Genomic DNA, 13,689 nt, shown 5'->3' with positions numbered 1-13,689 from the left:
CCACCTTTCATTATTTAGACTAGCCTAAAATTCAATCCCAAACCTTACATTTATCATAGCCTGCCTGCGCAAAAATCATAAGACGAAAAAATTGTTAATGTTGTCCATGCATAATCTTGTCAATTGGATAATATTTTAGTTAGGGTTATTCATCAGTATTCATCTTCATTAAAGCCATAATCACGAAGCTGGGACATCTTATTGCGCCAGTCTTTCTGGACCTTAACCCATAATTCTAAAAACACCTTAGACCCTAGAAGATTTTCAATATCTACACGGGCCCGCTTTCCGATTTCCTTTAACATGCTGCCTTTTTTTCCAATGATAATACCTTTTTGTGAATCCCTTTCCACAATGACCGTTGCCATGACATGAATAATATCCTTACCTTCTTGACGCTCCATTTTGTCTAAAACAACTGCTAAGGAGTGTGGAATTTCTTCTCTAGTCAGGTGAAGTGCTTTTTCCCTGATTAACTCGGTAATGATAAATCGTTCCGGATGATCTGTAACTTGGTCAGCTGGATAGTATTGCGGCCCTTCTGGTAAAAAGGTTTTAATTTGCGTAAGCAAACGCTCCACATTATTACCTTCTAGTGCAGAAATCGGCACTATCTCTTCAAAGTTGTATTTTTCCTTATACGATTCTATAATCGGCAATAAATTATCAGGATGAATTTGATCAATTTTATTTATTACAAGAAAGATTGGAGTGCTTACTGTTTGAAACTTTTCAAGGATAAATTCTTCACCACGGCCAAATCCCTCTTCAGCATTTACCATAAAAAGAATTAAATCAACTTCTTTTAATGTATTTTGTGCAACCTTCATCATAAAATCGCCCAATTTGTGCTTTGGTTTATGAATACCTGGTGTATCAATAAAAACCATTTGGGAATCTGAAAGTGTAAGGACGCCTTGTATTTTGTTACGGGTTGTCTGCGGCTTATCGCTCATAATAGCAATTTTTTGACCAATCACCCGATTGAGAAACGTTGATTTTCCGACATTAGGCCGGCCGATAATCGAAATAAATCCAGATTTATAGCCTTTATTTGTAATAATATTATTTTGCATGCAGATCCTCCGGTGAAAAAGCGCCAGGCAATAAATCTTCGACAGTCATTTCTTGAATATCGCCTTTTAGATTTGTTAAAACAACTTTCATCTCTTTTGGGCATAATTCCGAAATAACCTGCCTGCATGCCCCGCAAGGTGAACAAGGCCGCTCTGTATCGGCAACAACTGCCAGCATTTGAAAATCCCGTTCCCCTTCTGAAAGCGCTTTAAAAAGGGCAGTCCGTTCTGCGCAGTTACACATACTGTAGGCAGCATTCTCTATATTACAGCCTTTATATACTTTTCCATCTGTTGTTAGTAATGCTGCTCCTACTCCAAACTTCGAATAAGGAACATAGGCTTTTTCTCTTGCTTTTTTTGCTTCTTCAATTAGTTGAACGATGTTCACTCGTTTTCTTCCTTTCCAGCAGAAACCTGCTGTGTCTTTATTTTACCTTAAAAATCAGAGAAAATCATTAGTTGTAAATAAAAAGTAATAAAAAATTTTAAAAAGTTAGAATTTTCTCATAAATTTATTTGTCTTAAAATTTTCTTGGTGATAAGTCATTTTACCGAAATAAACTCCCCTTTTCAAATCCGGCCCTCGATTGTTAGAAAAGGCTTAAGAAATACGGTAAAAAGATTACCATCCCAATTATGACCGAAAGTATAGCATACACAAAAACTGCTCCTGCTGCCAAATCTTTAGCTTGTTTCGCAAGTGGGTGGTAATCTAGAGTTGCCAAGTCAACAACCCTTTCAATTGCGGTATTCATTAGTTCAAGCGCAAACATTCCGCCTATCGCAATAAGAATAAACAACCACTCTATCTTTGTAATAGAAAAGAAATACGATGCGAATAAAACGAATATGGAGCTGAAAGCATGAATCTGCATATTGCGTTCATTTTTAAGGGCATTCATGATACCCGCAATTGCATAGCTAAATGAATGGATTAGTGGAAAGATCTTTTTCTTATCTTGTGAGTCCATATTCATTTAAAATATCCTTTTGCAGTGTGAACATTTCTATTTCTTCTTCCTCGGTCATATGGTCATAACCCAAAAGGTGCAAGAATCCATGAACAGCTAAAAAACCAAGCTCGCGCAAAAAATCGTGTCCATATTCTTCTGCCTGCTCTCTTGCTTTTGGAACGGAGATAATAATATCCCCTAATATACGAGGCATATCAGCCCCAATTAAGGCAACTTCACCCTCTCCGATCTCCTCCATCGCGAAAGATATAACATCCGTTGGAGCATCCTTATCCCGATATTCACGGTTAATCTCATGAATACGCTCATTTGAAACAAAAGTAACGGATACCTCACTATGCTCTTCAATGTTTTGTTTATTGGCAGCAAAATTTATTAGTCTTTCTATTTCTAGCATTTGCTCGTCCGATAATTCATTCGTTTCATCAATACTATCAATTAGTAATGTCATGCTTGCTTCACCTTCTTATTCATTTCTGGATATTCGATCCTGGAATGGAAAATTCCCTTCAACGTTTCACAAAGAGTGTGGGAAACGATTTCAATTTCCTTCATTGTGATATCACATTCGTTTAACTGCCCATCCTGCAAACGGTCCGAAACGATTTTTTTTACTAATGACTCAATTAATTCCGGAGTAGGTTGTGATAAAGAGCGGACAGCCGCTTCCACGCTGTCGGCAATTCCAACTACAGCAGATTCTTTTGTCTGTGCTTTAGGACCAGGATAACGAAATTCCCCTTCCTTTATCTCTTCACCATTTTGATTCGCCTTATGATAAAAAAATTTCAAAAGCGTTGTACCGTGATGCTGCTCGGCGATATCAATAATTTCTTTGGGCATATGATATTTCCTCAAAATATTTGAACCATCAATGACATGAGCAATAATGATTTGTGCACTTTTTTCCGGCGGCAGTCGATCATGGGGATTGTCATGATGCATTTGGTTTTCTATAAAGAAGTTTGGCCTTTTGGTCTTTCCAATATCATGATAATAGCTTCCGACCCTTGCTAAAAGCCCATTTGCACCAATTGCTTCACAGGCGGATTCCGATAAATTAGCGACCATCACACTATGATGATATGTACCTGGTGCCTCCATTAAAATCTTTCTTAGGAGTGGATGATTAGGATTAGATAGTTCAATTAACCGCATAGTGGACAAAATTCCAAAACTAGCTTCAAAGAAAGGAAGTAACCCAATTGTCAGTACGGCAGAACCAATTCCTGAAATTAGGGCCGTAATAAAATAGTACCCATATTCCAGTCCAGTAAATTGACCATTGGGTAAATACATCAAAGCCAAAATAGTCAATAAATTGACAATGGCTGCAAATGAACCAGCTTGGAGAATTTTCGAGCGCTGATTTTGATTTGTCAAAAACAGGATTCCAGCTATAGCACTAAAGAGGATATAAATTCCCACTGAAAAATTTAGTGAGCCAGTTACACCTTCATTAAATAAAATACTTCCGCAAACAGCAAAAATAATCGCCATCAGGATAGCTAGCTTCTCATCAATTAATATTTTTATAAGCATCCCCCCCATGGCAGCAGGGAATAGATAGCCAATCCAAGAATAATTATATACTTGGAGCATACTAATGATTTTCAAAATAAAAATCGAAAGGGTGAAAATCATGCCATACAATAAGAAATAGGTTTGTCTTTTATCTGGCGCAATTTTCATTTGATAAAAATAATAATAGATGGCAGAAAGAATAATCGCAATCAATACCATTAGACCAATGTATGGTTTAAGGGATTTTTCATTATTAATTAAACCCACGAGCTTTAATTGCCGATAGATATCCTGGTTTATTAGTTCTCCTTCTTCCACAATAATTTGGCCCTGAAGGATTTTTACAGGTTCTACACTTTCTGCTGCTTGCTGTCTTAGCTCCTCTGTCGCAACGGGATCATAAAATTCGTTTTGAATGACCGCATATCTTCCCAATTCGATTGCAGCAACCCGTAAATTATCATTTAAGGTTGAAAATTTTAATTCCTCTTCCACTCTTTTCTTTGCATTTTCTACATCATCAGCAGAAATTCTTTTGGTCATCACATTATTAATTGCTGTAACGGTTATATCCTTTGCAATCGACAACTCATCATGCCCCGCTTGTACTAAAGCAGAAAAAACCTGATCAGAAAGATCTTTAGTCACATTAGGTGTTAATTTCCCTTTTAATCGTGTTACTTTTTCTTCAACACTAGGTTCAGAAACGGTTGGCTGCTCGTCAGTAGCTGCCGCTTCTTGTTTCTTCATTTCATCTTTTACTTCATCATCTACTTCAATTGCGAATTGGAAGATAGAAGTAATTAAATCCACTCGGTTTTGCGTATACTCCTTTTTTAAGGCATATACATCCTGAACTTGATCAAGAGCATCTTTTCGTTTGTTTTCTGTAGATTTCTTATCTTCAACGGTTCCTGGGGAACGAATAGTTTTTTCAGCAACAGAAAACAGGCTTAAATCCACTTTTTCAGGTTTTACATTACTAAACAAGGCGGCATATAAAACTGCCCCTAAAAACAGAAAAAATAGAACTCGAAAAAAGGTTATATCGAGCAGCTTCCGGATCCGTATAAAATATTGCTGCAGTTTATCCACCCAAATCCCTCCAACCACGGCCAATGAAAATTCTGATCCAATGAGTTTTCAACTGAATTTAGTTGAAAGTACACGTTATGTAAAATGATAACAGTTTTTCTGTCAAGTTTCACCTTTTTATAAAAATCAAAAAGGGATAAACCATTATCAGGTACATCCCTTTAACGAAGTGGATTAGTTTTGTTTTGCCTTTTTTTCATAGGCATCGATGATTTTTGCAACCAGTGGATGACGGACTACATCACTTTGCTCTAAAAAGATAAAGGAAAGTCCCTTTACATTTTGGAGGATCTCATCAGCCATAATTAAGCCGGATTTTGCTCCTTTGGGCAAATCAATTTGTGTTTGATCACCTGTTATAACCATTTTTGATCCAAATCCCAGTCTGGTTAAAAACATTTTCATTTGAGCGTGGGTGGTATTTTGGGCCTCATCTAAAATAACAAAAGCATCATCCAGTGTACGCCCTCTCATATAGGCTAAAGGAGCAATTTCGATGGTTCCCCGCTCAATTAACCTTTGTGTATGTTCTGCGCCTAATACGTCATGTAAGGCATCATACAGAGGCCTTAAGTAAGGGTCGACCTTTTCTTTTAAATCTCCAGGAAGGAATCCCAGGCTTTCCCCTGCTTCAACAGCTGGCCTTGTTAAGATAATTTTATTTACTTGTCCATTCTTAAGGGCATTCACTGCCATCACGACGGCAAGGTATGTTTTCCCTGTTCCTGCTGGTCCAATCCCAAACACCAAGTCATTTTTCTTAATGGCAGTAACGTACTGTCTCTGTCCCAGTGTTTTAATTCTTATCGTTTTCCCTTTTACATTTTTGGCAATTTCTTCATCATATAAATTTACAAAATAATCGAGCGTTCCCTTATTTGCCATTTCAATGGCATAGATAACATCCCGCTGGCTAATGTTAATCCCCTTTCGGATGACAAACATTAAGCGATCTAGAATTTGTCCGGCTAAGGAAACCTTGTCCTCGTCGCCTGACAAACTTACCGATTCACCTCTTGTGATGATCGAAACGCCAAGCTCCTGCTCAATGATTTTTAAATTTTGATCAGAATTTCCTAGCAGCGTAATCGCCTCTGCCGGATTTTCAAGCTGCACATTGATCGTTGTTAATTTTTCTGTCATTCATGAGTCTCCTTGGAAATCGGTGCCCCGACTGCTATGTTTTCTATTATCTTAAAATGGATATCTAGTATAACCTTACCATTTTTAATCGCTTTGTGTAAAATTTTTTCATCTTTGATGATAGCATCTTCATCTAATTGGCTTTTTATTTCCTTTTTAGCCAGCTCCAGTGCATTTTGTTCAGCTTCTTCATTCGTGTAGGTCCGTGTGAATTCTTCTCGTTCCCGAATTGTTTTATGAATATAGGAAATTGGAAGCTCCCATTTTAAGAAATGAATTTTATGCACATTCTTTTCCGTTTCGAAATTATTAAAGCCATGTTCTCCAAAGCCCCAAATAGGGACTTCTAACTTCCCAAATGAAAGATAATACTTTTGTTTTTCTTTCCCATTAAAGACGTTAAAATTCGTTTTAAAAGGGAGTTCTACATGGCTTTTATACCAGGTTTCTCCCCAAACCTCACCTTGGGCAGAAACTAATTCCGGTTTTAGACCATCTTCACCGATTATTCCGGATACTAATAGTTGTCCAGCCTCCACATGATCATTTTTATCCACAACCTTTTGGCCATATTCAATATCCATTTTCACAATGATAGCCTTCTTTTTCGCAATTAGATTCTGAGGTAATAATTGTTTCTGCTTTTTCGGCTCGTTTTTTTCCACCACTTGCAGACGGTAGGTTGTCCCGTTTAATTCCACACCAACCCATGTAAGGTCGCCCACATTATTCGTTAACCGTCTTTGTATTCCTTCAACGTTGTCGACAAAGAACTGCAGCCTGCCTATTTTTACCCCCATCTTGTCCAATTCTTTTCGAATCTGATACTCAGTGGCCGGTTTTGCTCCTTTTATCTCAATTCCCCATATGACATTGGATAAAAGCAAAAGGATAAATAGAAAAATTCCTGCCCCAATTAAAAATCCGCTGTTTTTTAATAATCTTTTAAAAAGAAAAGGGACGCCGCTTCTTTGCAAAAAGGAAATGTTACACTCACTATGTCTCGCATAGTGCCTGATGTTTTTAGCATCCACGAGTCTCATTTTAAAGGTAATGGTCTCTGTACCATGCCTCTTAATATTCCAAATTTGCAAACCGTTTCTGGCTAGAATATTTAAAAAACGTTCAACCCCCTTTCCCGAGACCTTTACCGTTACTCTGCCAAATATAAATTCTATCCACTGGTTCTTCATTTTGCTCCTCCTGGATTATCAGTTATATATATGACCTGATCGATTTTCCCTTCCAGTAACACCTCTTCAGGTAAAAACGTTTTAATTACGAAGGATTTCCCTTTTATCAATAATTGCCCTTGCTTTAAAAGCAGGCGGAGTTCTTTGTCTGTGTATGCAAGCAAGCCGCGATGATTCTCTATATAAATATGAATCTGCCCAATCATTGTGATACGGGGTAAATCCATCATGACATCTTGAGGAAGATCCATTTTTTTAGCCATCCAATTTCGGACTTTCTGGCCCCATTTTTTCGCCATAAAAAAAGAACCCCCTTTCATCTCATATGTATGAAATGAAATAGGGTTCTAGCACAATTTTCTCCAATAAGATGGATTGTTTTATTCGGATTCAGCCTGCCTTTTCCTTGGGAAATATGGTTTCCTCGACCGCGGTTCTCCAAGGATTTCAGACCAGATTATGCCGTTTATGATTGAGTTTGGATTAGCGGACTCGAACTCTGGTTCACCATCATTATCTAAAGCAGCAAATAAAGGGTCTTTAGGTTTTTCTTTCTTAAGTTCTCCTAGATTAGCTGGATTCGTAAATCCTTTTTGGATGACATCCGAATCCTGTTTAATTTGTATATATTTTTTTTCAAGATCCTGCTGCTTTGGCTGATGAGAATTCTTTTTCTCTTGAACAGGATGTATTCTTCGTTCCGTTTCATTCTGGAATAGGTTTCGAAGCTCATCTAAAGTATTCATAGAAAATGATTTGTTTTTTATTGGCCGTTTTTTCCCTTTTTTCTTGCCAAATATCGAGGAGAGAATCCCAATTATTATTAAAAAAACTAAAGTTTCCATACTACCGCCTCCTTTATTTTTTTAGCGGTCGTCTTTTTTCTCACCTGTAATTTTACCAATAGAGCCCCTCATATCGGTATCAGCCGAAATATTTTTAATGTTCATATAATCCATGACACCAATATTCCCAGATTTAAGCGCTTCTGCCATTGCAAGAGGGACCTCTGCTTCGGCTTCCACTACTTTCGCTCTCATTTCCTGTACTTTTGCCTTCATTTCCTGCTCTTGAGCCACAGCCATTGCCCTGCGCTCCTCTGCTTTTGCCTGAGCAATTTTCTTATCGGCCTCGGCCTGTTCTGTTTGTAATTCTGCTCCAATATTCTTGCCGATATCTACATCCGCGATATCAATTGAAAGGATTTCAAAGGCCGTACCGGCATCAAGCCCTTTGGAAAGTACCGTTTGAGAAATTAAATCCGGATTTTCTAAAACCTTGCTATGGCTGTCAGATGAACCTATTGTCGATACTACCCCTTCACCTACACGAGCCACAACTGTTTCTTCACCAGCACCGCCAACGAGTCGGTCAATATTAGCTCGAACGGTAATCCTTGCTTTTGCTTTTACTTCAATCCCATTCATCGCTACTCCGGCAATAAATGGCGTTTCGATTACCTTTGGATTAACACTCATTTGCACAGCTTCTAAAACATCACGTCCAGCCAGGTCAATCGCGGCACAGCGTTCGAAGGATAATTCAATATTTGCACGGTGTGCTGCAATAAGAGCATTCACTACTCTGTCAACATTCCCGCCAGCCAGATAATGGCTTTCAAGCTGATTAGTCGTTACATTTAAACCTGCTTTATGGGCTTTGATAAGCGGATTGACCACCTTGCTTGGGGTAACTCTCCTTAAACGCATCCCGACCAATGTAAAAATACTAATCCGGACACCTGCTGCAAGTGCTGACACCCAAAGCATTACCGGTACAAAAGATAATAAAATTCCTAAAAAAATTAACACAACCACAACAAGAGCAATAACAAAGATTGTTCCATTTGTAACCATTTTTCCAACCCCCTATTTATTCGATTTCCCTTACGACAATCCGCGCACCTTCGACCTTAATCACTTTTACGCTGGCATTTTGCTCAATAAACCCGCCTTCACTCACGACATCAATTCGTTCATTTTGAATGATGGCGGTTCCTGCAGGTCGTAATATCGTTAACGCAATGCCCTCCTTACCAATTAGATCGGTACGATTGATATTCGAAACATACCCATCCTCTTTTCTAGCTGAATCTGACAAAACCATCCTATTAAAAAGGACGAGTTTTTTGCCAAAAACCTTTATCATCAAAAAGAAAATAAGAATAGAAATAAAAATGGCGATTAGGATGGATACTCCCATCTGTAAGGCGTTTTCCCCTGCTAAAAAAAGACTTAAAATTAAAGCTGCGACACCCAAAGTCCCTGAAATGGCTCCTGGCAGGAAAAACTCCAAAAAGATAAGAAGTATTCCTCCGGCAAATAAGATCAATGTACCGAATCCGGCATATCCCGCTTGGAAATGCCCATAAAAGAATATTAGCAGCGCCAATACTCCTATTAAGCCAGCCAAACCAAACTTCGCTGAAAAAAGCTCCACAACAATTCCAACGCCCGCAATTGTTAAAAGAACAGTGATCACAATCGGGTTAGTAAGAAACTCAATCATATTTGAGCCCCCCTTTCTTTCTATTTGGCCGTTATTAATCAATACGTATGTATGATCGGAAAGTTTCACTTTTCAGTAAAATATACTTTGTAAACAGATCTGTTGATTTGAGCTCCAATCAATAGTGTTAAATAGTCAACTCTTTCTTTTAACACGGCAAAATAAAAAGACCACAAGCTCTTTAGCCTGTGGACTTAATGTCAGAATACTTATGAAAGGTGTTGTTGTACAAATTTATTAACAAGTGATCCATCTGCTTTACCCTTAACTTTAGGCATAATCGCAGACATCACTTTTCCCATATCCGCTTTTGATTTTGCGCCGACTTCAGAAATAGTTTGTGCTACTATGTCTGACAACTCCTCTTCAGAAAGCTGCTTCGGTAAATAGAGCTCGACAACTGCAAGTTCTGCACGCAATTTTTCAACTAGGTCTTCACGACCAGCCTTATCAAATTCATGGAGGGAGTCTTTGCGTTGTTTTACTTCGCGAGAAAGGACCGTTAACTCCACATCTTCGGATAGTTCTTTTACTCCAAGCTTAATGGCTTCATTTTGCAATGAAGATTTAACCATCCGAATAACAGAGAGTTTGTCTTTTTCCTTGCTTTTCATCGCTTGTTTCATGTCATTATTTAAACGCTCGAGAAGACTCATGATTACACCCTCTCTTAAAACTTACGTTTTCTTGCTGCTTCAGACTTTTTCTTACGTTTTACACTTGGCTTTTCGTAGAATTCGCGCTTTCTTGCCTCTTGCAAAGTACCAGTTTTTGATACTGTACGTTTGAAGCGACGAAGAGCATCTTCAAGCGATTCGTTTTTACGAACGACGGTTTTAGACATTCTCTTTCCCTCCCTCCGAAACACAACACACTTACATTCAATCCATGTACCTTGCAATTATAATATAACCTTGATACAAGGTCAACTGAAATTCGCAGTGTAAAAAAATGCTTTTTATTTTTTATTCATATTTAAAACAAAATTATCATAGCCCGTCTTAATTTTTCCAGCAAGGTGGCATGTCCCTTCATCTGCAGCCATACAATGAAGGGAGGGGGGCCTAAGACATGCTATACATATTATTATTTGTCCTTTGTATTTTATTATTTATTTTTGGAATGACCATTATAAGGTTTGGCTTATTTAATTTGTCAGCAAATAAATTGAAAACCTGGCTGATTAAACTAACAAGTTCACCGTTAAAGGGAATGTTGACGGGAACATTTGTAACTGCTCTGCTTCAAAGCAGCTCAGCTGTAATGGTGATCACCATCGGATTAATTTCAGCAAGGATTATGACATTTCCACAGTCGATCGGTATCATTCTCGGTACTAATATTGGGACTACCTTTAAAACAGAGTTAATTACCTTTAAATTGGATGCTATTCTTATTCCTTTAGCTGTTTGTGGGGCAGTCCTGATTTTATTTAAAAACAAGAAGGCGCGGAGTATTGGAATGCTGACGTTTGGAATCGCCTCGGTCTTTACAGCAATGAAGGGGTTCGAATTACTGGCCCAGCCTTTAACCTCGATGGACTTTATTAATAAATTTATTTTGTCCTTAAACGACAATATTTTCCTAAGCTTATTAACCGGGACAATTATTACGGCAATTATTCAGTCTAGTACAGCGATGACCGGAATCGCCATGGGTTTTTTAACAGTAGGATCGCTCAAGCTGAATGCGGGAATTGCCATTGTGCTTGGAGCAAATATCGGGACTTGTATTACGGCCATTATCGCCTCTATCGGGGGAGGAAAGGAGTCCAGGTTGGCAGCTTTCGCTCATGTTTGGCTAAATGTATTTGGAGTTTTGTTATTTATTCCATTAATTCCGACTTTAACGGATCATGCCCAATTACTTGCTAATCGAAAAGAAGTCCAATTAGCACATATCAGTGTGATTTTTAATGTAGTATCCTCCTTGCTCATCCTTCCTTTTGCAACTAAATTTGGTGAAATGATATTATTTTTACATGATAGGAAACCAAATAAATAAGACGGCCAAGCTCGGCCGTCTTTCTTTAATAATCAGCAGTTACTTTAAGTCCATTGATAATCGCTACACTTGAACTGGCCCCAATTCTTGTGGCACCAGCCTCGATCATCATCTGGGCATCCTCTGTACTGCGAACACCGCCAGAAGCCTTCACACCAATATCCGGACCAACTGTCTTCCTCATTAAGGCAATATCCTCAAAGGTTGCTCCTCCGGTCGAAAATCCAGTGGAAGTTTTCACATAATCAGCACCAGCTTTTACTGATAATTCGCACGCGCGAATTTTTTCATCTTTTGATAGAAGACTTGTTTCAATAATTACCTTCGTTAGCGCTTTGCCTTTCGCTGCATCTACGACAGCAAGGATATCACTTTCTACTAGTTCATCATTGTGATCCTTTAAAGCACCAATATTAATAACCATATCCACTTCATCCGCGCCATGATCAATCGCGTTTTTTGTTTCAAACGCTTTTGTTTCCGGGGTGGAAGCCCCAAGGGGAAAGCCGATAACAGTACATACCTTCACTGCGCTTCCTTGTAATAGTTCCTTTGCTGTGCTGACCCATGTTGGGTTTACACAAACAGAAAAGAAACTATTCTCCCTAGCCTCCTGGCAAAGCGTTTCGATTTGCTCTCTGGTGGCCTCAGGCTTTAATAATGTATGGTCAATCATTGCAGCAACATTAATAGCCATTTTACAAGCTCCCTCCAAATTAGATTAGAAAGAAATTTGCTGCTGAAAATAGTATGCCCTGAACCCAAAGAAAAAAGGACCTTTATTGGTCCTTAGATTGCAGCTTCTTCATTTGTAAATATTTCTTCTTTTACTAATTTAGTGTCTTCAACAACAAGGACAAACTGTCCTTCATTGTAAGGATAGCCTGCTTTAGTAATTTTTACTTTAACGATTTTTCCGACCATATCTTCTGTTGCAGGGAAAACGATCTTCAGATAATTATCTGTATAGCCTACAAATAATCCTGATTTGCCTTCTTCGGTAATTGCCTCTTCCGGAATTACCTCTAATACTTCGCCTTCAAATTTGGACGCGTATTCTTTAGCCAGCTGGTCAGAAAGGGAAATTAACCGGTGTACTCGGTCATTTTTTACCTCTTCATCCACTTGATCTTCCATCCGGGCAGCGGGAGTACCCGTGCGTTTTGAATATGGAAATACGTGAAGTTCAGAGAATTTGTGTTCATTTATAAAGTTATAAGTCTCCATAAACTCTTCCTCAGTTTCACCAGGGAAGCCGACAATAACATCAGATGTAACTGCAAGGCCGGGGAGTACTTCTTTTAAGCGGTCTAATCTTTCGCCAAAGAATTCCATTGTATACTTACGGCGCATTCTTTTTAAAACCGTATTTGAACCTGATTGTAACGGAATATGCAAATGACGGACAATAATATTGGAATGTTTGATTACCTCAATCACTTCATCAGTAATCTGGCTTGCCTCAATTGATGAAATACGCAGACGCTCTAAACCTCTTACTTCTGCTTCTAAATCATGGAGTAAAGCCGCGAGATTATAATCCTTCATGTCTTCACCGTAGCCGCCAGTATGGATTCCTGTTAAAACGATTTCTTTGTATCCGGCATCCACTAGCTGCTGTGCTTGACGAATGACTTCTTTTGGATCGCGGGATCTCATTAAGCCGCGTGCCCAAGGAATAATACAGAAAGTACAGAAATTATTGCAGCCTTCTTGAATCTTTAATGATGCACGTGTTCTGTCTGTAAACGACGGAACATCAAGCTCCTCATAAACACGATTTTTCATAATATTACCGACACCATTAATCGGCTGGCGTTCAACCTTGTATTGCTCAATATAATCAAGCATTTTTGCACGATCTTGTGTACCTACAACGATATCAACACCAGGGATTGCCATAATTTCCGCGGGAGACGTTTGTGCATAACAGCCCGTTACGCAAATAACGGCATCAGGATTTTTCCGGACAGCTCGTCTAATTACCTGACGGCTTTTTTTATCTCCTGTGTTGGTTACTGTACATGTATTGATAATATAAACATCCGAGATGGATTCAAACTCAACTCGATCATAACCTTCTTGCTTAAATAACTGCCAGATTGCTTCAGTTTCATAATGATTTACTTTACATCCAAGTGTATGAAATGCGACTGTTGGCATTTTCTG

At 38.5% G+C, this 13,689-nt stretch carries 16 protein-coding genes; 1 reads left to right on the top strand and 15 read right to left on the bottom strand.

Going from position 1 to position 13,689, the window contains the following annotated elements; genetic code table 11:
• Positions 1-152: 152 nt before the first annotated feature.
• From era to rpsU, 13 genes are all read right to left on the bottom strand, one after another.
• Positions 153-1,076: a GTPase Era gene (gene era, locus AC59HZ_RS01890; RefSeq protein WP_496544213.1), complete on the bottom strand. Its 924-nt coding sequence runs from the start codon at positions 1,074-1,076 to the stop codon at positions 153-155.
• The gene (locus AC59HZ_RS01885) at positions 1,066-1,467 is read right to left on the bottom strand and encodes a cytidine deaminase (protein ID WP_496544212.1); all 402 of its coding nucleotides are present in this window, start codon (positions 1,465-1,467) and stop codon (positions 1,066-1,068) included. The genes era and AC59HZ_RS01885 overlap by 11 nt, the downstream gene beginning before the upstream one ends.
• Before the next feature lie 202 nt (positions 1,468-1,669).
• Positions 1,670-2,056, bottom strand: coding sequence for a diacylglycerol kinase family protein (locus AC59HZ_RS01880; protein ID WP_496544211.1), 387 nt, complete (start codon positions 2,054-2,056; stop codon positions 1,670-1,672).
• Positions 2,034-2,504 (bottom strand): rRNA maturation RNase YbeY, encoded by a 471-nt coding sequence (gene ybeY / locus AC59HZ_RS01875; protein WP_496544210.1) that lies wholly within the window; start codon positions 2,502-2,504, stop codon positions 2,034-2,036. The genes AC59HZ_RS01880 and ybeY overlap by 23 nt, the downstream gene beginning before the upstream one ends.
• Positions 2,501-4,672: an HD family phosphohydrolase gene (locus AC59HZ_RS01870; RefSeq protein WP_496544209.1), complete on the bottom strand. Its 2,172-nt coding sequence runs from the start codon at positions 4,670-4,672 to the stop codon at positions 2,501-2,503. The genes ybeY and AC59HZ_RS01870 overlap by 4 nt, the downstream gene beginning before the upstream one ends.
• 174 nt (positions 4,673-4,846) lie before the next feature.
• Entirely contained in the window at positions 4,847-5,815 is a 969-nt protein-coding gene (locus AC59HZ_RS01865) for a PhoH family protein (RefSeq protein WP_496544208.1), read from the bottom strand.
• Entirely contained in the window at positions 5,812-7,008 is a 1,197-nt protein-coding gene (yqfD, locus tag AC59HZ_RS01860; RefSeq protein ID WP_496544207.1) for a sporulation protein YqfD, read from the bottom strand. The genes AC59HZ_RS01865 and yqfD overlap by 4 nt, the downstream gene beginning before the upstream one ends.
• Positions 7,005-7,307, bottom strand: a complete 303-nt coding sequence (gene yqfC / locus AC59HZ_RS01855; protein ID WP_223591321.1) for a sporulation protein YqfC — start codon at positions 7,305-7,307, stop codon at positions 7,005-7,007. The genes yqfD and yqfC overlap by 4 nt, the downstream gene beginning before the upstream one ends.
• Before the next feature lie 81 nt (positions 7,308-7,388).
• A complete protein-coding gene (locus tag AC59HZ_RS01850) occupies positions 7,389-7,853 on the bottom strand; it encodes a YqfB family membrane protein (RefSeq protein ID WP_496544206.1) in 465 nt (154 codons plus the stop codon).
• Between the two features lie 21 nt (positions 7,854-7,874).
• A complete protein-coding gene (floA, locus tag AC59HZ_RS01845; protein WP_496544205.1) occupies positions 7,875-8,864 on the bottom strand; it encodes a flotillin-like protein FloA in 990 nt (329 codons plus the stop codon).
• 16 nt (positions 8,865-8,880) lie between these two features.
• Positions 8,881-9,516, bottom strand: coding sequence for an NfeD family protein (locus tag AC59HZ_RS01840; RefSeq protein ID WP_496544204.1), 636 nt, complete (start codon positions 9,514-9,516; stop codon positions 8,881-8,883).
• Between the two features lie 209 nt (positions 9,517-9,725).
• Positions 9,726-10,172: a GatB/YqeY domain-containing protein gene (locus AC59HZ_RS01835; RefSeq protein WP_430066558.1), complete on the bottom strand. Its 447-nt coding sequence runs from the start codon at positions 10,170-10,172 to the stop codon at positions 9,726-9,728.
• A 14-nt stretch (positions 10,173-10,186) separates the two neighbouring features.
• A complete protein-coding gene (rpsU, locus tag AC59HZ_RS01830; protein ID WP_007087607.1) occupies positions 10,187-10,360 on the bottom strand; it encodes a 30S ribosomal protein S21 in 174 nt (57 codons plus the stop codon).
• A gap of 227 nt (positions 10,361-10,587) precedes the next feature.
• Here rpsU and AC59HZ_RS01825 point away from each other — a divergent pair, with 227 nt between their 5' ends.
• Positions 10,588-11,520, top strand: a complete 933-nt coding sequence (locus AC59HZ_RS01825) for a Na/Pi symporter (protein ID WP_496544203.1) — start codon at positions 10,588-10,590, stop codon at positions 11,518-11,520.
• Between the two features lie 25 nt (positions 11,521-11,545).
• On the opposite strand, the gene deoC is transcribed toward AC59HZ_RS01825, so the two are convergent.
• Both deoC and mtaB read right to left on the bottom strand, forming a co-directional pair.
• Positions 11,546-12,217, bottom strand: coding sequence for a deoxyribose-phosphate aldolase (gene deoC, locus AC59HZ_RS01820; RefSeq protein ID WP_496544202.1), 672 nt, complete (start codon positions 12,215-12,217; stop codon positions 11,546-11,548).
• 92 nt (positions 12,218-12,309) lie between these two features.
• On the bottom strand, positions 12,310-13,683 hold the full coding sequence (gene mtaB / locus AC59HZ_RS01815; protein WP_496544201.1) for a tRNA (N(6)-L-threonylcarbamoyladenosine(37)-C(2))-methylthiotransferase MtaB: 1,374 nt from the start codon (positions 13,681-13,683) through the stop codon (positions 12,310-12,312).
• Positions 13,684-13,689 lie beyond the last annotated feature (6 nt).

The organism is Neobacillus sp. DZ-9, assembly GCF_059587065.1.
The sequence above is the reverse complement of the archived record's forward strand: the minus strand, read 5'-3'. Positions and strand labels throughout refer to the sequence as shown.